This is a genomic window from Nostoc sp. C117 (assembly GCF_043099735.1).
In the GTDB taxonomy this organism is placed as follows: domain Bacteria; phylum Cyanobacteriota; class Cyanobacteriia; order Cyanobacteriales; family Nostocaceae; genus Nostoc.
Genome location: NZ_CP170991.1, coordinates 404,024 through 424,692, shown reverse-complemented (window position 1 = coordinate 424,692; position 20,669 = coordinate 404,024). Strand labels below are relative to the sequence as shown.

16 protein-coding genes, 1 tRNA gene and 1 pseudogene are annotated in these 20,669 nt (G+C 42.2%); 11 read left to right on the top strand and 7 right to left on the bottom strand.

Features of this window, described 5'->3' with window-relative positions; all coding sequences use genetic code 11:
- Positions 1–59 precede the first annotated feature (59 nt).
- The gene (gene fghA / locus ACFG4S_RS03585; RefSeq protein ID WP_392533501.1) at positions 60–905 is read left to right on the top strand and encodes an S-formylglutathione hydrolase; all 846 of its coding nucleotides are present in this window, start codon (positions 60–62) and stop codon (positions 903–905) included.
- A gap of 172 nt (positions 906–1,077) precedes the next feature.
- Here fghA and ACFG4S_RS03580 read toward each other — a convergent pair whose 3' ends face one another.
- Positions 1,078–2,187 (bottom strand): S-(hydroxymethyl)glutathione dehydrogenase/class III alcohol dehydrogenase, encoded by a 1,110-nt coding sequence (locus ACFG4S_RS03580; protein ID WP_392535897.1) that lies wholly within the window; start codon positions 2,185–2,187, stop codon positions 1,078–1,080.
- A gap of 63 nt (positions 2,188–2,250) precedes the next feature.
- Complete coding sequence (locus ACFG4S_RS03575; protein ID WP_392533500.1) at positions 2,251–2,526, bottom strand: hypothetical protein; 276 nt, start codon at positions 2,524–2,526, stop codon at positions 2,251–2,253.
- A 75-nt stretch (positions 2,527–2,601) separates the two neighbouring features.
- Here ACFG4S_RS03575 and ACFG4S_RS03570 point away from each other — a divergent pair, with 75 nt between their 5' ends.
- From ACFG4S_RS03570 to ACFG4S_RS03545, 6 genes and pseudogenes are all read left to right on the top strand, one after another.
- A complete protein-coding gene (locus tag ACFG4S_RS03570) occupies positions 2,602–3,885 on the top strand; it encodes a valine--pyruvate transaminase (RefSeq protein WP_392533499.1) in 1,284 nt (427 codons plus the stop codon).
- Between the two features lie 14 nt (positions 3,886–3,899).
- Positions 3,900–4,631: a ribosome maturation factor RimM gene (rimM, locus tag ACFG4S_RS03565; protein WP_392533498.1), complete on the top strand. Its 732-nt coding sequence runs from the start codon at positions 3,900–3,902 to the stop codon at positions 4,629–4,631.
- A 32-nt stretch (positions 4,632–4,663) separates the two neighbouring features.
- Positions 4,664–5,304: pseudogene (locus tag ACFG4S_RS03560) on the top strand (Uma2 family endonuclease).
- Positions 5,305–5,486: 182 nt separating this feature from the next.
- Positions 5,487–7,868 carry a phosphoketolase gene (locus ACFG4S_RS03555; protein WP_392533497.1) on the top strand — a complete coding sequence of 794 codons (2,382 nt, stop codon included), beginning with the start codon at positions 5,487–5,489 and terminating at the stop codon, positions 7,866–7,868.
- 435 nt (positions 7,869–8,303) lie between these two features.
- A complete protein-coding gene (locus ACFG4S_RS03550) occupies positions 8,304–10,151 on the top strand; it encodes a hypothetical protein (RefSeq protein ID WP_392533496.1) in 1,848 nt (615 codons plus the stop codon).
- A gap of 315 nt (positions 10,152–10,466) precedes the next feature.
- Complete coding sequence (locus ACFG4S_RS03545; RefSeq protein WP_392533495.1) at positions 10,467–12,158, top strand: DUF1565 domain-containing protein; 1,692 nt, start codon at positions 10,467–10,469, stop codon at positions 12,156–12,158.
- Positions 12,159–12,239: 81 nt separating this feature from the next.
- On the opposite strand, the gene ACFG4S_RS03540 is transcribed toward ACFG4S_RS03545, so the two are convergent.
- The gene (locus ACFG4S_RS03540; protein ID WP_392533494.1) at positions 12,240–12,995 is read right to left on the bottom strand and encodes a Uma2 family endonuclease; all 756 of its coding nucleotides are present in this window, start codon (positions 12,993–12,995) and stop codon (positions 12,240–12,242) included.
- Positions 12,996–13,194: 199 nt separating this feature from the next.
- Between ACFG4S_RS03540 and ACFG4S_RS03535 the strand changes: the two genes are divergently transcribed.
- On the top strand, positions 13,195–14,136 hold the full coding sequence (locus ACFG4S_RS03535; RefSeq protein ID WP_392533493.1) for a general stress protein: 942 nt from the start codon (positions 13,195–13,197) through the stop codon (positions 14,134–14,136).
- A 175-nt stretch (positions 14,137–14,311) separates the two neighbouring features.
- Here ACFG4S_RS03535 and glgP read toward each other — a convergent pair whose 3' ends face one another.
- Complete coding sequence (gene glgP, locus ACFG4S_RS03530) at positions 14,312–16,525, bottom strand: alpha-glucan family phosphorylase (protein ID WP_392533492.1); 2,214 nt, start codon at positions 16,523–16,525, stop codon at positions 14,312–14,314.
- A gap of 816 nt (positions 16,526–17,341) precedes the next feature.
- Here glgP and ACFG4S_RS03525 point away from each other — a divergent pair.
- Positions 17,342–17,426: transfer RNA gene (locus ACFG4S_RS03525), tRNA-Ser, on the top strand.
- A gap of 182 nt (positions 17,427–17,608) precedes the next feature.
- Positions 17,609–18,292 (top strand): Uma2 family endonuclease, encoded by a 684-nt coding sequence (locus tag ACFG4S_RS03520; protein WP_392533491.1) that lies wholly within the window; start codon positions 17,609–17,611, stop codon positions 18,290–18,292.
- A gap of 79 nt (positions 18,293–18,371) precedes the next feature.
- On the opposite strand, the gene ACFG4S_RS03515 is transcribed toward ACFG4S_RS03520, so the two are convergent.
- The 3 genes from ACFG4S_RS03515 to ACFG4S_RS03505 form a co-directional block, all read right to left on the bottom strand.
- The gene (locus ACFG4S_RS03515) at positions 18,372–18,635 is read right to left on the bottom strand and encodes a hypothetical protein (protein ID WP_392533490.1); all 264 of its coding nucleotides are present in this window, start codon (positions 18,633–18,635) and stop codon (positions 18,372–18,374) included.
- A gap of 176 nt (positions 18,636–18,811) precedes the next feature.
- A complete protein-coding gene (locus ACFG4S_RS03510; protein WP_392533489.1) occupies positions 18,812–19,225 on the bottom strand; it encodes a putative toxin-antitoxin system toxin component, PIN family in 414 nt (137 codons plus the stop codon).
- Entirely contained in the window at positions 19,222–19,461 is a 240-nt protein-coding gene (locus tag ACFG4S_RS03505) for a hypothetical protein (protein ID WP_392533488.1), read from the bottom strand. The genes ACFG4S_RS03510 and ACFG4S_RS03505 overlap by 4 nt, the downstream gene beginning before the upstream one ends.
- 250 nt (positions 19,462–19,711) lie before the next feature.
- Here ACFG4S_RS03505 and ACFG4S_RS03500 point away from each other — a divergent pair, with 250 nt between their 5' ends.
- Positions 19,712–20,650 carry a ferritin-like domain-containing protein gene (locus tag ACFG4S_RS03500; protein WP_392533487.1) on the top strand — a complete coding sequence of 313 codons (939 nt, stop codon included), beginning with the start codon at positions 19,712–19,714 and terminating at the stop codon, positions 20,648–20,650.
- Positions 20,651–20,669: the final 19 nt, after the last annotated feature.

The following is a 20,669-nucleotide window of genomic DNA, read 5'->3' as shown; positions in this document are numbered from 1 at the left end:
ATATTAATCTAGGCTAAAATAATTTGTCTTTGGCGATCGCTCAGGAAAGAGAATACAAAATGCCTAACCTCAACCTCCTCTCAGAATATAAAAGCTTTGGTGGCAAACTCGGTTTTTACAGTCATCCCTCTTCTACTTGTAACGGTGAAATGCGCTTTGCTGTCTATCAACCACCACAAGCAACTCAAAAACCTGTACCGATTCTCTATTTCCTTTCTGGGTTGACTTGCACCGAAGAGAATTTTATGGTGAAGGCAGGGGGAGTGCAACGCTTTGCGGCTGAGTACGGTTTGATATTGGTTGTACCAGATACGAGTCCGCGTAATACTGGCATTGCAGGTGAGGATGATGACTGGGACTTTGGTACTGGTGCGGGCTTTTATGTTGATGCTACAGAAGAACCGTGGCGCAAACACTACCAAATGTATAGTTATGTCGTCCAGGAATTACCTGCTTTAATTACCGCAAATTTCCCTACCCAAGTGGATAAACAAGGTATTTTCGGCCATTCGATGGGGGGACATGGGGCGCTTGTGTGTGCGTTGAGAAACCCAGAGCTCTACAAATCAGTATCAGCTTTTGCACCGATCGCTGCACCTATGCGTTCTCTTTGGGGTCAAAAGATTTTTAATGGTTATCTTGGCAGTAATCAAGCAAGTTGGCGTGATTATGATGCTAGTGAATTAGTCAGAAAATTAGGATATCACAGTTCGATTCTCATTGACCAAGGGACTGCGGATAAATATTTAGCTGAAGAATTGCTGCCAGAGGTGTTTGAGCGAGCTTGTGCAGATGTTAATCAGCCGCTAAACTTGCGTTATCAAGAAGGCTATGACCACGGTTATTATTTCATCTCTACTTTTATTGAAGATCATATTCGCCACCATGCGATCGCTCTTGCTTAATTTTACAAATATCTAGAATAAGCGCGATCGCTCCTTTGCCCAAATTACATTGTAGGGCGATCGCGTACTTTAAGCTAATTCCAAATAAAAAAATATCCCACTGTTAACAGTCAACAGTCAACAACCTCAAGCGGTTGTTTTTATTTCTTGGAGTTCCCTAACTAAATTCCAATTAAAAAGTCACTACACTCCGAATTGATTCACCTTTGTGCATCAAATCAAAAGCATCATTAATTTGCTCAATGGGCATCACATGGGTAATCAAATCATCAATATTTATCTTACCTTCCATATACCAATCAACAATTTTTGGCACATCTGTACGCCCTCTAGCGCCACCGAACGCCGTACCTTTCCAAACCCGGCCAGTTACTAACTGAAAAGGACGAGTACTGATTTCTTCTCCAGCACCAGCAACGCCAATAATCACACTGACACCCCAACCTTTGTGACAGCATTCTAATGCTTGACGCATCACTTTGACATTACCAATACATTCAAAACTATAATCAGCACCGCCTTTTGTTAAATCAACCAGATAGGGAACTAAATCACCCTCTACTTCTTGGGGATTAACAAAGTGCGTCATGCCAAACTTTTCGGCTAAGGCGCGTCTGTTGGGATTAATATCCACCCCAATAATCATATTCGCTCCCACCATCCGCGCCCCTTGAATGACATTTAAGCCAATCCCACCCAAGCCAAAAACCACGACATTTGCTCCCGGTTCTACCTTGGCTGTATTAATGACTGCACCAATACCAGTAGTCACGCCACAGCCAATGTAACAAACCTTCTCAAATGGGGCATCTTCCCGGATTTTTGCCAAGGAGATTTCCGGCAACACCGTATAGTTAGCGAAAGTAGATGTACCCATATAATGGTGAATCATCTGCCCATCAATACTAAAGCGACTAGTGCCATCAGGCATAACACCGCGTCCTTGAGTTAGGCGAATGGCTTGACAGAGATTAGTTTTGAAGCTCAGACAATATTCGCACTGACGACATTCCGCAATGTATAAAGGAATCACATGATCCCCTGGTTTGAGACTGGTGACACCAGCACCTACCTCAACCACCACACCAGCACCTTCATGTCCCAAAATTGCCGGAAACAAACCTTCGGGATCAACACCAGAAAGGGTATAGGCGTCAGTATGACAAACCCCAGTGGCTTTAACCTCGACTAACACTTCTCCAGCTTGTGGTCCAGATAGTTCGACAGTTTCAATAGTCAACGGCTTACCTGCACTGTAAGCTACTGCTGCTTTAACTTGCAACATCAGCCCTCCTGTATAGTTTGTCAATGAGCTTATTTGAGTTTATATCGGGGAGGGCATTTGTTATTGGGGATGGGGCATTAAGAGTGTGGGAGGTGTGAGGACATGGGGTGGTGGGGTTAAATTCTCTCCCCATACTTCTCTACGAGAGGCTGCGCCAACGGCTTTGCGGTAGTTGAATCTCGACTCACTTCGACGCCGCTCAGTGCAAGTCGCTCGATTTGAGCGTAGTCGAAACTCAGTACAAGTCTCCCCATTCCCAATACCCTTGAATATTACTTTGTTAAAATACCATTCTCTAGCTAGATTGGTTAAAGGCGGCAACAGCTGTTTAGGCAACGATGTAAACTTGATGTCAGCAGCAACCTCCAAATAATTTGTCCATTTTTCAATTAATAAATTTTGTTACAGCTTATGAACCCTGCCCTAACACAAATTGGCGCTCAAATGTCCAACCTGACTGGAGTGAGAGCGATCATGAAGGATATTATCGAAACATTACGAGCTGGTGCAGGGCAGCAGTTTATTAATTTGAGTGCTGGGAATCCGTTAATTTTGCCAGAGGTAGAACAATTATGGCGAGATTGTACTGCACAGCTTTTAGCTAGTCCAGAATATGGTGAGGTAGTTTGTCGCTACGGATCGAGTCAGGGCTATGCACCATTAATTGAAGCGATCGCCAACGACTTTAACAAACGCTACGGGTTAAACTTAAGCGATCGCAATATCCTCATTACCCCCGGTAGTCAATCCCTCTACTTCTATGCTGTTAATAGCTTCGGTGGCTACACCCCTAGCGGCGAATTAAAACAAATCGTTTTACCCCTGAGTCCTGACTACACAGGTTATGGCGGTATTTGCTTAGTTCCAAAAGCCTTAACTGCTTACAAACCAACTCTCGATATTGATGAACCTGCCCACCGATTTAAATATCGCCCCGACTTTAGCCAACTTACGATTACAGAAAACACTGGTTGCGTCCTCTTCTCTCGCCCCTGTAATCCCACTGGTAATGTCCTGACTGATGATGAAGTGAAAAAGATTGCTGCCTTAGCTGCGCCTTATAATTTGCCAGTATTAATTGACTCGGCTTATGCGCCCCCCTTCCCAGCCTTAAACTTTACCGAAATGACACCAGTGTTTGGTGATAATATTCTCCACTGCATGAGTTTATCGAAAGCGGGATTACCAGGAGAAAGACTTGGTATAGCTATTGGCGATGAAAAATGGATTGAGGTACTGGAGTGTTTCCAGGCAAATATGAGCCTCCATTCTTCACGTTACGGCCAAGCGATCGCAGCTCTTGCAATTAATTCCGGTGCTTTAGTGGAAATTTCCCACACTGTCATCCGTCCGTTTTACCAAAATAAATTTACCGTTTTAGAAACCAGCTTAGAACAAGCGATGTCCAAGGATTTACCTTGGTTCCTCCATCGCGGTGAAGGAGCAATTTTTGCTTGGTTGTGGTTACAAGATTTACCTATCACTGATTGGGAATTTTACCAGCAATTAAAGCAAGTAGGTGTGATTATCGTCCCTGGAAGTACCTTCTTCCCCGGTTTAGAGGAAGAATGGGCGCACAAGCACCAATGCTTCCGCATCAGCCTCACCGGCAGCGATGAGGAGATTGCCACCGCTATGCAACGTTTAGCAAAAGTAGCTGAAGAAGCTTATAAGCGTGCCGCTGTGACAGCCTAATAGGAAAAATGGAAATGAAACACGAAGAAGCTAATAAAGAGATTGGAGGCAGAGGGGCAGAGGGGCAGAGGGGCAGAGGGGCAGAGAAGCAGAAGGGGAAGATAGTAGGAGGAAATTCAAAAATTCAAAATGCTCAATCCCCAGTCCCTAGTCCCCAATCCTCAATCCCCAATCTCGATAACTGGCTAGAAATTGGTAAGATTGTTGCCCCTCAAGGATTATCTGGAGAATTACGGGTTTATCCTGTATCAGACTTTCCCGAAAGATTTGAGATGCCGGGAAAACGTTGGTTGTTGCGTTCAGGTGATACAGAACCGCAACCAATCGAATTGTTGGCTGGACGTTATGTCAGTAACAAAAACTTGTATGTAATTAAATTAGCTGGTGTGGACAATTGCGATCGGGCGGAAGCTTTGCGTGGTTGTAAGTTAATGGTACCAGCAAGCGATCGCCCCCAATTAGGCAAAGATGAATATCATGTCCTCGATTTGATTGGTTTAGAAGTCTTCATGCAAGCATCTGGCGAACTCGTGGGTACGGTGGTAGATATCATCCCCGCTGGCAATGATTTGTTAGAAGTAAAATTATACCCATCTTTTACTACTGACAAAGGACAAATAACAGATGACAAAAAGCAAAAGACTGTTTTGATTCCATTTGTGGAAGCGATCGCCCCAGTGGTAGACTTACCCTCTGGTCGGATTGAAATTACACCACCGCCTGGGTTATTGGAAATTAATAATTAGGCGATTAATTGAAGGGAGATTATTAATTTTGAATTTGGAATTTTCAGCAAAGCGACGTAACTCAAGCTTTACCAAAAATCGTAGCTTTTGAAGAATTTGTCCAGTGGAAGCCAGAAAATGAGCGCTATGAATTGCACAACGGAATCATTGTTAAAATGCCTCAATCTGTAGGAGATCGTGAAGAAATAACAGGCTTCTTAGCTTTTGAACTGACTAGAGAATGTATCATTTGAAATCTTCCCTACTTCATACCCAAGACAGCATTAGTTAAACTACCTGAAAATGAATCAGGTTACTCGCCAGATATACTGTTATTGAATCGTCCTAATTTGATCGATGAAACTCTGGGGAAAAAAGAATCTACTGTTAGTCAATCTGCATCAATTCCTATAATTATTGAAGTTGTTAGTAGAAATTGGCGCGATCATTATCTCAAAAAATACGCTGATTATGAAGAAATGGGAATTCCTGAATACTGGATTGTTGATTATGCTGCTTTAGGCGGTAGAGAGTTTATTGGGAAACCAAAACAACCAACTATCTTAGTTAGTTCTTTGGATGAGAGTGATATCAAGTTAGCAAATTTCGAGGAACAGACCGTATTCAGTTCCGAACATTTCCCGAGTTAAGTTTTACTGTTCAACAGATTTTTAAACGGAGTAATATTTCATAATTCATAATTCATAAGTTATAGCCAGTTGTAGACATCGCCCTGCCATCCTATGTCCATAACAAAGAAATTTAGTCACAAAAGCTGTAAAAATTCCTCATGGGTTAGGTGTGCATCATCTGGAAAACAGGTAAGATTAGTTGCGGATGAATCCATGAAAAACCTTTTGGAATGGAGTGTCGATTATGACATTAGCAACGACTCCACAAACAAAGCCTTTAACAGATGAAGAATTACAGAAGATAAACGCCTACTGGCGTGCAGCTAACTATCTTTCCGTTGGGCAAATATATCTACTCGATAATCCGCTACTAAGAGAACCCCTCAAGCTAGAACACGTCAAACCCAGACTATTGGGGCACTGGGGAACTACACCAGGGCTGAACTTGATCTATGTTCATCTAAATCGGCTGATTAAAAAATATGACCTCAACATAATCTATATTGCTGGGCCTGGTCATGGAGGCCCTGGACTGGTAGCCAACACTTACTTAGAAGGCACTTACACCGAGTATTACCACAACATTTCTCAGGATGCTGAAGGAATTCAGAAACTCTTCAAACAGTTCTCTTTCCCTGGTGGTATCCCCAGTCACGTAGCACCGGAAACTCCTGGTTCGATCCACGAAGGTGGGGAATTAGGTTATGCCCTCGTTCACGCCTTCGGTGCTGCCTTTGATAACCCTGACTTAATTGTTGCTGCTGTTGTTGGTGACGGTGAAGCGGAAACAGGTGCTTTAGCGACTAGTTGGCATTCCAACAAGTTTCTTAACCCTGTGCGTGATGGTGCAGTTCTGCCGATTCTGCACCTGAATGGGTATAAAATTGCTAACCCAACGATGCTGGCACGGATTAGCCGTGAGGAGTTGGAGAGTTTATTTATAGGCTACGGCTACAAACCATACTTTGTTGAAGGTGACGATCCCGCAGATGTTCATCAGCAGATGGCGGCGACTCTAGAAACAGCGATCGCCGAAATTCAAAGTATCCAAAGGGAAGCCCGCGTACATGGTTTTACAGAACGTCCCCAATGGCCGATGATTGTCATGCGAACCCCCAAAGGTTGGACAGGACCGAAGGAAGTGGATGGGAAAAAAACCGAAGGTTATTGGCGATCGCATCAAGTTCCCTTTGGTAATATAGCCAAACAGCCAGAACACCTGAAACTCCTAGAAGATTGGATGAAGAGTTACAAACCAGAAGAACTCTTCGACGCTAACGGTAAGCTGATTCCTGAACTAGCAGAACTAGCCCCCAAAAAGCATCGACGTATGGGTGACAATCCCCACGCCAACGGCGGGATTTTGCTGCATGACCTGAAAATGCCCGATTTTCGAGATTATGCTGTAGATGTTCTTGAACCAGGAAAGGCGATCGCCGAAGCTACCAAAGTGACCGGCAAATTCCTGCGGGATATCATGCGACTTAACCAAGAAAGTAGCAATTTTCGGATCTTCGCCCCCGACGAATTAGCATCAAATCGTTTAGACCCTGTATTAGAAGTTACAAACCGGGTTTGGGAAGGCGAGATTTACCCCGAAGATGACCACCTTTCCCCCGACGGTCGGGTAATGGAAGTTCTCAGCGAAACTTCTTGCCAAGGATGGTTAGAAGGCTACCTACTCACCGGGCGTCACGGATTCTTCACTTGCTACGAAGCATTTATCCACATCATTGATTCTATGTTCAACCAACACGCCAAATGGTTGAAAACTACCAAACATATTCCTTGGCGTCGACCGATCGCTTCCCTCAATTACCTACTCACCTCTCACGTTTGGCGACAAGACCATAATGGTTTTTCTCACCAAGATCCCGGTTTTATCGACCATGTACTTAACAAAAAAGCCGAGATCGTCCGCGTGTATTTGCCCCCCGATGCCAACACTCTGCTGTCGGTAACTGACCATTGTCTAAAAAGCCGCAACTATGTTAACGTCATCATTGCTGGAAAACAGCCAGCATTGCAATATCTCAATATAGATGCAGCCATTAAGCATTGCACCAAAGGCATCGGCATTTGGGAATGGGCAAGCAACGACGAAGGCGGCGACCCAGATGTAGTGCTAGTTTGTGCTGGGGATATTCCCACCTTAGAAATCTTGGCGGCTGTAGACATCCTGCGCCAGCACTTCTCGGATTTAAAGGTGCGAGTAGTGAATGTAGTCGATTTGATGACACTCCAGCCAAAAACCGAACATCCCCACGGTTTGAGTGAAAAAGACTTTGACACAATTTTCACCACCGATAAACCCGTTATCTTTGCCTTTCATGGCTATCCCTGGCTGATTCATCGCCTAACCTACCGCCACACTAATCATAAAAACATCCATGTACGTGGCTACAAAGAAGAAGGAACTACCACCACTCCCTTTGATATGGTTGTTCTCAACGATTTAGATCGCTTCCATTTAGTAATTGATGTAATCGATCGCGTACCCAAACTAGGATCTAAGGCAGCTTATGTGAAACAGCAAATGGAAGGTAAGCTGATTGAACACAAGCACTACGTTCAGAAATACGGCGACGATGTGCCGGAAATTCGTGATTGGAAGTGGCCATATTAAGAAATAGAAGAACGGATGAGCAAGGGGGAAAGACTATAGTTTAAATAAGGCCCCCACTGTTGATTTTTGTCTAAAGTCCAATCATTAACTAAGTCCCTATGACTAAAATCAAAGGGACTTTTGTTTTAGGAAAAAGGAATTTTTTGGAAGCTTGAAGTCATGAGAAAGTCTTGCACTATCAAGCAAATAATTGTATTTTTGAGAGGGGCTCCCATCAAAAGCATAAGTAAAACTCAATGACATTGCCAGGAATCAAGCATTTTCTGGGTAAGTGGAGCTATATCGTTGCAGTACTTGTCGATTTTTTGGCAAAAGGGAAATCCAAAACCTTTAACCTAAACCCAGTAACCTTTTCCCAAAGCCAGATTCCAAGTTAAAAATGTTTAACCAATTAGTATTGCATATCATTGGACATCAACTAAGGAAAGGTTCATAATGGCATTTGAAAAAGTCTCCAAATCTCCAGTCAAGGATCGCCAAACAGTAGAATCAAGCTCTGGGTTTACCTCAAGGCCGTTTACACCTCTGGTTAAACAACCAACACAGATACCAACCGTGCAGTTGTCAAACTCAGATCGAACCGGACAGCAGCAAGAGTTTGTAAACAACGATTTCGAGACTAACAGACTAACTACCTTGCCAGAAATTCCCATATTTCCACCGCATTATAATCGAGAACCGCAAAGGATTCAGCGGAAGCTAATTATTGGACAGACTGGTGATAAGTACGAACAGGAAGCCGATAGAGTCGCACATCAGGTTGTCCAGCGTACACCCATACCTAGTCAGAGCGTGAGTATGAGCCAACCCAAAAGTGAGTTTGCCCAACGCATGAAAGGTAAAGTGTTGCAACGATCGGACTCCAGTGGACAAATTGAAATGCAGACAAATAAATTCGGTCTGATGCAAGAGCCGAAAGTACCATTTATCCAGGGTGAAGGGCTAAATCAAGACCAAAATATATCACAAACACAACCAAAAGTCATCCAGAGGATCACAGATACGGAAGCAAGAGAAAACTTGTCAGAAGATTGGCTAGAATATTACGATGCATGGCTGGAAATGAGAGGAGCAGAATCCGAAGAGTCGTTAGATTTACTGTTAGGTCCCTTAACAATAGAAGAACTTAAAAGTAAACTACGAGAGTATGAAGATCGACAAATAAATGAAGATGAGCCAGAAGATAAATGGAATCAGTTTTTGCCAGATATTATCCCATTTGCAACAGTTGTAGACAATCTATTAGCAAATTCACAAGACTTTGGGGAATATATTCAGCAACGTCAAGCAGAAGGGGTCAACAGCGCAGACAATGTTAGTGTCTTAGGAGAAAGTGATTTCTTAGAAGCATTCGTCAATGAACTCAAATTAAAATATCAACATGACGGAGAGGTAGCTGAGTTTAGCGAGGAAGTAAATAACAGATTAAATGAACTTAGCTCTGCTAACGACAATTCCTTTGATTCATACTTTAAGATAAATGTAGCCATGTTGAGGGAAGCTGATACCTCTAACGGATTTACATCGTTCTTTGGCGGAACTAATAGGACTATATATCTACGAAAAAGTACATTTGATAACGTAACTGAAACATATGTTCATGAGTTGATGCATAGATACTCAAGCTTAAACTTTTTACAGTTAGGCGCATCAATTAATGAGGGTTTAACCGACCTATTTATGCAAAAATTACTACAATCTTTGGGATTTTCAATAGTAACTGAATCTTATGCAACACAAGTAAAACTGGTGGAAAAACTGATCGAAATTTTCTTCGATAACGATTCTACAATGTTTAAACAGGCATACTTTCAGGGTAACACTCAGCCTGTAATTAGTAGAATATCTATGGGATTGCAACCGGAACAATATGACATTCTGATCAACGGTAGTGATGTACAAGAGCAGATAACAATATTACAAGAAATGGACGGAGAGCAGGAGTCTGATGAAGAGATAGAGGAATCAGAAATTGATGATCTCACATCAGAGGAGGGCGAACAGGAGGCTGATGAACAGATAGAGGCAGAGGCATCACAAACTCATGAACCCACATCAGAGGAGGGCGAACAGGAGGCTGATGAACAGATAGAGGCAGAGGCATCACAAACTCATGAACCCACATCAGAGGGGGGTGAACAGGATGCTGATGAACAGATAGAGGCACCACGTCCGGCTAAGCGGAAACGAAACGAAGAACAGGATGAAGAGGACGAGGCTGACATCAAATCACTAAGACATTCCTTAAAACATCTGAAAAGAGAAACATCAAAGACCGAATAACAGTAGTTGGCGCTGAAATACAGAGCAACTGCATTTTAAAATATAGGACTTACGCATTGAGAGAAAAGCCAAAATAACGGATGTATTTTTCAGGACTTTTAGGTAGATTTTTCAGTTAACTTTTTGCGGTTTGTCAAAGGCTAAAGCGACCTGTTTACCTTATTAACCCAAGTTTTTACACACAACCAATCCAAAAGCATTCGCATAACTTTTTAACTTTGTAGTGAGAAGTACTTTAAGTTACTTAATGCATCAAACACTACCCACTTTTATGGTTAGCGCTAGGATAGCTATGTATTTTATTAAAGTATAAATATGGCTCAAACTTTTTACGTAAATCCAGTATCAGGCAGCGATACCAACCCAGGTAGCCAACAAGCCCCTTTCAAAACTATTACGCAAGGCCTTAAGGTAGCGACAGATAGCACCAAAATTCAACTAGCAGATGGTAATTACAATGCTGCTAGTGGTGAAGTTTTTCCGCTAACGATTCCATCTGGGGTGACAGTGGTGGGTAATGAAGCTAACAAAGGCAATAACATTCTGATTGAAGGTAGTGGTAATTACCTGAGCCGTACTTTTGCTGGTCAAAATGTCACATTTGTGTTGCTGGATAAAGCGGAACTGCGGGGAGTAACTGTAACAAATTTGGCTAGTCGTGGTAGTGGTGTTTGGATTGAATCAACTGCCCCTACAGTTGCTAATAGCACCTTCAAAAACTGTAAGCGGGAGGGAGTATTTGCTACAGGTGAGGCTAATCCAGTTATTCTAGGTAATGTGTTCAGTGAGAATGCAGCCAATGGAGTTGCGATCGCTAAAAATTCTAAAGGTCAAATTCAAGGTAATACCTATTTCAAAACAGGTTTTGGTATTGCCATTAGTGATAACGCATCACCTATACTTGTAGACAACAAAATTTCTGAAAACCGTTCTGGGATTGTTATCTCTGGTACTGCTCGTCCCGTATTGCGTAATAATCTCAGTGAAAATAACACTGATGATGGTCTGACTATTATTGCAAGTGCCCTACCTGATATTGGCACTACCAATAATCCAGGGGGTAATACTTTACGCAATAACGGTAAATTTGATTTACAAAATGCCAGTTCCAACAAGCTGGTTTCTGTGGGAAATACAATTGACCGGACTAAAGTCACTGGAAACTTAGAGTTTATAGATAGTTCGGTTCCAACACCCACTCCCACACCAACACCCATTCCCACACCAACACCCACTCCCACACCAACACCCACTCCCACACCAACACCCACTCCCACACCAACACCCATTCCAACACCCACTCCCGCGCCAACACCTACTCCCGCGCCAACACCCATTCCCACTCCAACACCCACACCAACACCCACTCCCACGCCAACACCCACTCCCACACCAACACCCACTCCCACGCCAACACCCACGACTAATATTGAATTAACTGATATTACTAATCATTGGGCAGGTGGGTTTATTCGGGAATTAGTCAAATTGGGGATAATTAACGGTTTCCCCGATCGCACATTTAAACCAGATGCGACAATGACACGGGCGCAATACGCAGCATTGCTGGTAAAAGCTTTCGACCCGTCGCCAAACCGGCCAGTTACCAAATTCAAAGATGTAGCACCAGATTTTTGGGCATCCAAGGTAATTCAACAAGCGTATCAAGGTTTATTTCTTTCTGGTTTTCCTGATAATACCTTCGGCCCGAATAAAAATATCCAGCGCGTGCAAGTGATTGTCTCCCTGGTGAATGGATTAGGTTTATCTGGTGATGGTACAGCAACCATCAAAACTTTTGATGACCAGGCAAAGATTCCTGATTATGCTAAGGATGAAATTATCAAGGCTATTCAAAAGGAAATTATTGTCAATCATCCTAATCTCAAACAACTCAATCCCACCCGCGATGCAACACGCGCTGAGGTAGCGGTGATGGTATATCAAGCTTTGGTAGATGCTGGTCGTGTAGCGGCGATCGAGTCACCTTATATTCTGACTGCTTAATTTTTAAACTGGTTTGTTTTGCAAAATCGCATAATTTTTGTAGGAGCAATTCATGAATTAATTACTCCTACAAAAATTGTCCTACTCAAACTGAGGCAAATTATTGGGGTCAATACCCTGAGATTGCAAATAAGCAATCAGTCGTTCTTTTTGCTGGCGTTCCTGTTCGGCGCGTTGGCGTTCTTGTTCAATCTGTTCTACAGCCCAAGGTAATAAATTACCATCTCGATCCCACCAGCGTAACCAATAACCAGTGCGAGCTTCTTTTGTTCCTTGCCAAGTTCCCAAAAATAAGCCCATTACATCAATCCAATGGCGACCGTTTTCGTCAGGTAACTTTAATTCATAGCGTTTATTTTCTAGTTGATAATATTCTAATAAACCGCCATCTGGTTCAAAGATTATGTAGATGGGAATCTGCAAAATTTGCTCGTAGAAAAACCATTTTCCGGGCGGATAAGTTCGCTTGACTGAATATTCTCCGCCCTCGGTATCGGATAAAAATTCCATCGCGATCGCCGGAATATCCCCTTCTAAATTGGGTGTATAACTTTTGCGATTATCCACCACTTCATTCACTGACGGCACATAAACCCAGTCAGGTGCTTTGGCAATAAATTGCTCGTTGATAGTGGCACAAAGACCAAAGTTTGAAGTTATCAACATCTGAGGTTGGATGAATCCACTGATTTCTAGGCTTTCACGCAAAGCACCAGCCAAAAGTGGCTGACCGGTATTCTCCACTGGTTCATCCTCTAGTTGAAAATCTTTGGGTAAGGCTTCCCAAGAGATTACCAGTTCTGTTGGAGATTTGGCTTGGCTAAGTTGGGTTGCCATAAATACAGTACGAATTTATTTTTTATCTTGTGGAGGAGGAGTTAATTAAGTCTTAGGGACGTAGCGATCGCGGCATTTATAAATATATTTTACTACTTAAGATGAATTTCATTTAAACAAATTTGTATTTAAGATTACAACTGCTGAAATACTAGATTTACAGGTGACTAATTTTCCCTGCCACTAAGGAGTAATAATAATGGTTTTAAGTCAAAATCAACGCGTTGTAGGCGTATTTACTCATCGTCGAGATGTAGAACAAGCGCTACATGAATTGAAAGATTCTGGTTTGGCGATGGAGAAAGTATCTGTAGTTGTACAGAATGCAGAGCGCAATCATGAGATTGCTAATGGTGATAAAGCTGACGAAGGTGCAACAGTAGGAGGACTTTCAGGGGGTGCTGTTGGTGGTTTGACTGGTTTATTGGTAGGTCTTGGGACTTTAGCAATCCCTGGAGTTGGGCCAATAATGCTGGCTGGGGCAGCGGCAACTGCTTTGGTTACAACCCTCGTGGGAGCAAGTATTGGTGCTGCTACTGGGACTTTTGCTGGTGCATTAGTTGGTTGGGGAATGTCGGAAGAGCAAGCCATAGCATATAACCAGCGGGTAGAAGATGGACAATATTTAATAATTGTCGATTGTACATCTTTAGAAATTCCTACAGTACAAGCAATTTTACAGCGTTGGGGTATTGAAGAGTTCGGCATTTACGAGCATCTCAACAGTGAGAATGGAAGTACAAATTATTTGATGCCGATGACTTCTGCTAGTGCCATTCCTAATAAAAGTGCAATTCTGACCAAGTATGCTATTAATTACTTTAGTCACATAGATAATGCTGAAGCGGCAATTAACGATATGTTTGTGGCAGGTTTTCCAGTAACCCAGATTTCCTTAATTTGTAAAGATTTTCCTCAATTGGTTGGATCAATAGGTGTTATTATAAGTGACCGCTTTGACGCTGTGAGACTAGGAATCGGAGATGAGTGGGCACGTTTTTACAACGAGCAAATTGAGCAAGGAAATTACATACTCATAGTTAGTGGCACAGATAATGAACTCGATGGCGCTAGCTTGATTCTGGGCAAGTATGGTGTTCAAGAGTGCCAAATTTATGATCCAATGTTAATTCGTTCTTAAAAGTGGGTGCTGCCAATTTGACACCCATGCACAGCTGTGAGAGGCTACAAATTTGCAAATATACTAAAAACAGATGATTGCTGGACTTTTGCCTGTTAATGTCTTAGCCATTTTAAAAGTAAAGCTCCAACCCGTTTTTAGTATAATTTGGGATAATTTATTTTTTGGAAGTCCCTTACAAGAGAACTTTAGCTAAAATCGGTTCCACAGTTTTAGAAATCTCTGGGACATATACTTGCGTAACGTAGTCGGCAATCATTCTGTCGGTGTTGAATAACGGCGCATTTGTCTTAATGGACGTTTTCATCATCTCTACCCAGCGGTGCGGAATACCTTGAGCATCTTGGTCATAGTATAGAGGAACAATTTCTTCTTCTAACAGCTGATAAAGCGATCGCGAATCAATCTGATCTTGCAATTGTTGATCGCTAGTATTCGCATCTTCACCAATTGCCCAACCGTTAATTCCTTTGCCATCTGGCCCTGCTTGATAGCCTTCGCACCACCAGCCATCCAAAACGCTGCAATTAAGACCGCCGTTAAAACAGACTTTTTGCCCACTTGTACCAGACGCTTCTAACGGACGGCGGGGATTATTTAACCAAACATCCACACCTTGCACCAGTTTTTGACCAGTGTAAATGTCGTAATCTTCAATAAAGGCGACTCGGTTGATAATCCCGGAATTGTGACACCACTCCATTAACCGCTGGATAATCCGCTTACCTTCTTCATCAGCTGGGTGCGCTTTCCCAGCAAAGATAATTTGTACTGGACGTTGAGCATTACCAAAAATCTTCAGTGCGCGTTGAGCATCGCGCAAAATCAGATCCCCGCGTTTGTAAGGGCTGAAGCGTCTGGCAAATCCAATGGTCAATACATTGGGATCGAGTAAGCTTTCTGTTGCTTGAATGAGGTCATAATTTTCGCCACGCAACTCCCGCGCTTTTTTAACTTTAAAACGGGTAAAGGCAATTAGTCGTTCTTTGAGGATGAGATGTCGTGACCACAGTTCTTCATCGGGAATGTCGTCAACTTTAGCCCACATTTTGGGATCGACGGCGCGATTTTTCCAGTCTTCTCCCAAATATTGGTTATATAAGTCGCCTAACAAAGGTGCAGTCCAAGTGGGTGCATGAACGCCATTGGTAATATAACCAATGGGTACTGTATTTTCCGATCGCTGCGGATAGAGAACTGTCCACATTTTACGAGAAACTTGACCGTGCAATTCACTGACGCCATTACAAGCACGAGACATTCGCAGTGCTAAAACGGTCATCCCAAAGGGTTCCCAAGGATCGCCCAATCGTCTTGCACCCAATGCCAAAAATTGTTCGCGGGAAAGTCGCAATTGCGGCCAATAGCTGGCAAAGAAAGAATCGATTAAATCGGGTGAGAAGACATCATGACCGGCGGGAACGGGGGTATGGGTGGTGAATACACAACTGTTCCGCACCTTGGCTTCGATGTCGTAGAAAGATTTACCAGTCCGCTCAATTTCTAACCGCGCAATTTCTAAGGTACAGAATGCGGCGTGTCCTTCATTGAGGTGATAAACAGAAGGTTCAATTCCCAAGGCGTTTAGGGCGCGAACACCACCAATTCCCAAGACGACTTCTTGGGCGATGCGGGTTTCCAAGTTACCGCCGTATAAATGTCCTGTTAGCCAGCGGTCAATGGGATCGTTATCGTGGCGATCGCTATCTAATAAATATAAGGTGACTCGCCCTACTTGGACTCGCCAGATTTGCACTTTCACAACCCGCTGGCGAACTTGTAACTCAATAATTATCGGTTCCCCTTGCTCATTTTTAATTAACTCCAAGGGCATCTGTCCAAAAGGATTATCAATATAATAATCTTCTTGCCAACTTTGACGGTTCAAGCGTTGCCGAAAATAACCTTGCCGATACAACAAGCCAACACCAACCAACGGTACACCCAAATCTGATGATGATTTCAGGTGATCCCCGGCGAGAATTCCTAAGCCACCAGAGTAAACAGGTAGGGATTCATGAATACCAAACTCAGCGCAAAAGTAGGCAATAGGACGCAATGCAGATACTTGCGGTGCAACTCGACTGACCCAAGTATCTTGCTGGTTGATGTATTGGTCAAACTCACGTGCGAGGGCGGATATCTGCTTTAAGTAAAATGGATCTTCTGCTAATTGAGTCAGACGGTCGTAACTTGCGGACTCTAAAATCGCCACTGGATTATGCCCACAGCGTTCCCATTCTTGGGAATCAATTGTTTGGAATAGGGAAATGCGATCGCCACTCCAACTCCACCAGTAGTTATAAGCCAAATCTGCCAAACGTTTGAGCGGTGAAGGTAACTTTTCACTCAAGCGTCGTGCTGCGGTGATTGCACTACTATTTGCCATACTAAATCCATGTCCTCGCGCTTAACTTTTTCTCTATGTATTGGCGACTGGGGACTAGGAGAAACCAATGCCCCATGCCCCATACCTAGTTCCTTTCATTTCCTTTTCAGGTTTATAACACCGGAGTCTTCACTTGCTGAATTCTCCCCTGAAGTTGGAAGAGTTTATTGACATCAAACTTTATCCAAATAAATGGTTTTTATTGTTTTTGTCTTCTCAAAATTATCCCTATTTTTTGACGGTTTTGATATTTTTTTCCATCAAATTCGTTGACATTATTTTAATTTATTTGTTTTGTTGTTAATATTTATTTAAATGTTCAAAGGTTATTTATAAAGTGAAAATAAAATTACCGTAGGGTGTATAGGCGTATATTTTGATCTAGATTGTCACGAAAAACATGATATTGGCGGCTAAAACACCCTACTTAAGATTTACTTTATAAATGGTCTGTTATGCCTGGGCGATCGCAATCACAAAAAATCAATACCTCCATAGGTGCGATCGCACTGACGTAATATTGAGTCATTTGGCGCCATCGCTTTTGTGACAGTGGTTGAGATTGCAATCAGAGAGTGAGTAACAAAAGCTACGCACAAGCAAATTGTATACTGTTATTTTTCTAGCTATGTGACAGTAAATCAATTAATTGTGTGATGTCTACAGCAAAATGCTTTGGGTTGCAGCAACTCAAATATTGGCGATCGCTTGATTAAGCGTAATGCTATAATATTAAAGGGGATACAATAAAATTTCCCTACTTTCGCCAGATTTGAATCTAGATATAATAAATCTCAAATCTGCGAATTAATAGTTGGAGAGGTGTCCGAGTGGTTCATGGTGACGCACTCGAAATGCGTTTTGGGGAAACCCAACGGGGGTTCGAATCCCCCCCTCTCCGTTGAACTCTGAGAAAGTTCGGGGATTTTAAAATTCTATTTGCGATCGCAGTGGCAAGCCAAAATTAAGATTGACTCTAAATCCGACCTTTTTCCTGACTTTGGCTCAAAAGCGACAATATATATAAAGTGTTCTCGTCTAATAAAATAAAAGCTGTAGGTCACTCTAGCACCATCATTACTCATGGTGAAATCAGACCCCCGTCAATCTCTGCCTAGCAGTGCTGAACTTCCTTGTTCAGACGATACCCCTGTGGATAACGAAGACCAGAACTTTATTCCCAACCTGCTTCTCTTCTTGCTGCAATATATTTGGGCAAATCGTAATGACTGGTTTTTCAGCGTGGATATGGGCGTTTACCATACCACAGGCGTTAGTCCACTTATGCCGATTGTACCAGACGGATTTTTGAGCTTGGGTGTAGAACGCCGTAAGGCAGGGAAATCTCGTAAAAGCTATGTTTTGTGGGAAGAAGACTACATTGTACCTATCTTGGCTTTGGAAATTGTCTCTTTAACTCCGGGTGAAGAATATGACAAGAAATTAGACATTTATGCCAAGTTAGGGGTACTGTACTACATTATTTATAATCCAGAGTATTGGCAAAGAGATCGTCACCAACCTTTTGAAGTTTATCGTTTAGTAGATGGTTGCTATCAATTACAAATTGGTGAACCCTTTTGGATGCCAGAAATTGGTTTGGGAATTGGTAGAGGGCAATACCTATCTGGTAATATCGAGCGTCAGGCTTTGTATTGGTATGACCAACAAGGTAAGCGCTATCAAACTCCAGAAGAACAGCTTGAATTAGCGCAAAAACAACTTGAGCGTTATCGTCAACAATTTGGGGAATTGCCAGAAAATTGAAGGGCGATTATATTGCCTAGAGCAAAACCAATTTAGTGCTTTAAAAGTATTGCTATTTTGACAATAATTTTTAGTTATTTCACACACTCTTCTTAAGAGCTTCACTCCAAATAAGCTCAAACTCACTTTGTGATATTTTATGTTGTATTCCTAAGTCAGCTTCTGATAATGGTTGATCGCACAAGGACATTCCTCCAGTTTCTAGATGATAAACTCTGTTAGATAAAAACCATTTATCCCCATAAATCTCAACTTGCCTGGAGGCCGAATCACCATCAAATTCTAAATAAGCAATCCCTATTCCTAAGTCAGATTCAGCCTCATGCTTAAAATATAACTTCATAGCATCGTTTTCTCGATTCTAATTACTCTGTCAATAATATATAAATCATTTCTGAACTAGAATGTGACAATTAAATCCGACTTTTGCAACTCCATCAGATAAAACTGCCGACTTCAGCCGACTGACAAAAGAAAGTGCGATCGCTTAGGCTATGGGACAAAGTTTTCTACGGTGTGTTATTCCCTCACATCACAAACTAACCTTTTAAATAAAGACAGAGAAATAATAGTTGTGTTTAACAAAGTTTGCGCTTCATTAAAATCAGCATCACCTGTAATAAAAAAATCTGCTCCTGCTGCAATAGCACAAGCTAAAAACTTTGTATCTTTCCTATCTCTGGGGAAATCAACCTCCACATCCACATCAATTAGTGTTGTCACTGAATCAATTAAATAAACCCATCTTTCATATTGTGCCTCAGTTAATTTTAAACGAGGACGTTTTAAAACTTCCTTATACTCTGCGATAATCTCTGCCGATACAACCCACTCAAAAGCAGAATTAGCAATCACAAATAAAATTACTGTCTCTGGATTTTTATCAGCTATAGCAGCAGAGACTACGATATTAGTATCAATAATAACTTTCATTCTCCCCGTCTATAAGCTTCAATTTCTGCTGCTATTTCTTCATCAGTCAAGGGGTTATCTGCGTGTATCCCTTGTATTTCTTTGAATAAATTTTTTAATTCTTCTGCTAAAGTAACTCTTTGATTATCGTCTGTCAAAATAATCACCTCAACTCTCTGTCCTGCTTTAAATGGTAAATCAGATAATACTAACTGCTTTGGATCTGCAATAGTGATATATGTTTTATAAGCGTTCATGATTTATCCTGTTACTCAACTTTTATCTACCCTTGTTCTAACAATTTCGCTACATTCTCTGCAATTCTCTCTTCTAACTTTGTAAAGTCGTCTTAGAAGGGCGAGGTTTGAAACCCAAATTTTCTATAACCAACTTTTTCCCCGACTTTTGCAACCCTATCACATAAAACTGCCGACTTCAGCCGACTGACAAAAGAAATTGCGATCGCTTAAGCTATTGGGCATAGAGAAAAAATCAAGTATAAAAAATATGCTTAATACTCTCAGCCCACTTACAGAAGATTTAGCAGGTCAAAGCTATGCCTCTCCTGATTACTTCCAAATACAGCATCGCCTTCGTTCCCTCATAGACAAATATCTTGCAGCCGAAAAACTACACGATCGCCTGCAAGATTTACCAATACAGTTTGCTAATCCCCAACCACGTCCCTGGAAACCCATTGATTGGCAAACAATTAACCGCAATCAAATTATCGGCATAGATCCAGAAGTATTTTTATCTATCTTGATAGGTGCGATGGATACAGAAGCCCCCATTCGTGGCTATACCCAAACGAGTCGGCAGTATTTGGCAAAATTGCATCCTCAGATGGCTCGTTTTGTTGGTGGAACAGTCGCCAAAGATGACAACCTCCTAGAACTTGGTTTGTGGGAAAAAGAAGAACGTCAGCATACACCTGCATTAATTAAGGTCTACACCCAACTAACCGGCGAGAAAATTACCCCCAAACATCGCACTGTTAGAGGCTACCTTCCTACAGATGATCCTTACGAAGACCTATATCGCCACGGCTTACACCGCATCGCTACAGAATATGGTGCAACCTGCCTTTATCTTTGGCTGATGGCTTACACCACAGGCGCACTTCAAGAGGTTCTAGAAGAACTTGCACAAGACGAAATCAACCACATGACCAAATTCTGGGGATTTGGAGTCTGGGCTTTTCCTGATACAGGGCTGTTGCGAATTGGACGCACCCTGATGAAAACGCGATCACCAAACTATCAGCGTAACAACCTCATGCGTACTCTGCGCCGCATGATGGGTACACTCAACTGGAATGCTTGGTCATTGACTAACAAAACAACTCTCCTCTTCACTTTCACCCACACAATGCATCGCCTATGGAGTTGGAACAACACCCTCACACCAAAGTATTTACAAGAATTATTTGAAACTACTCATTAGTAAAAACAAAGGAAAAATA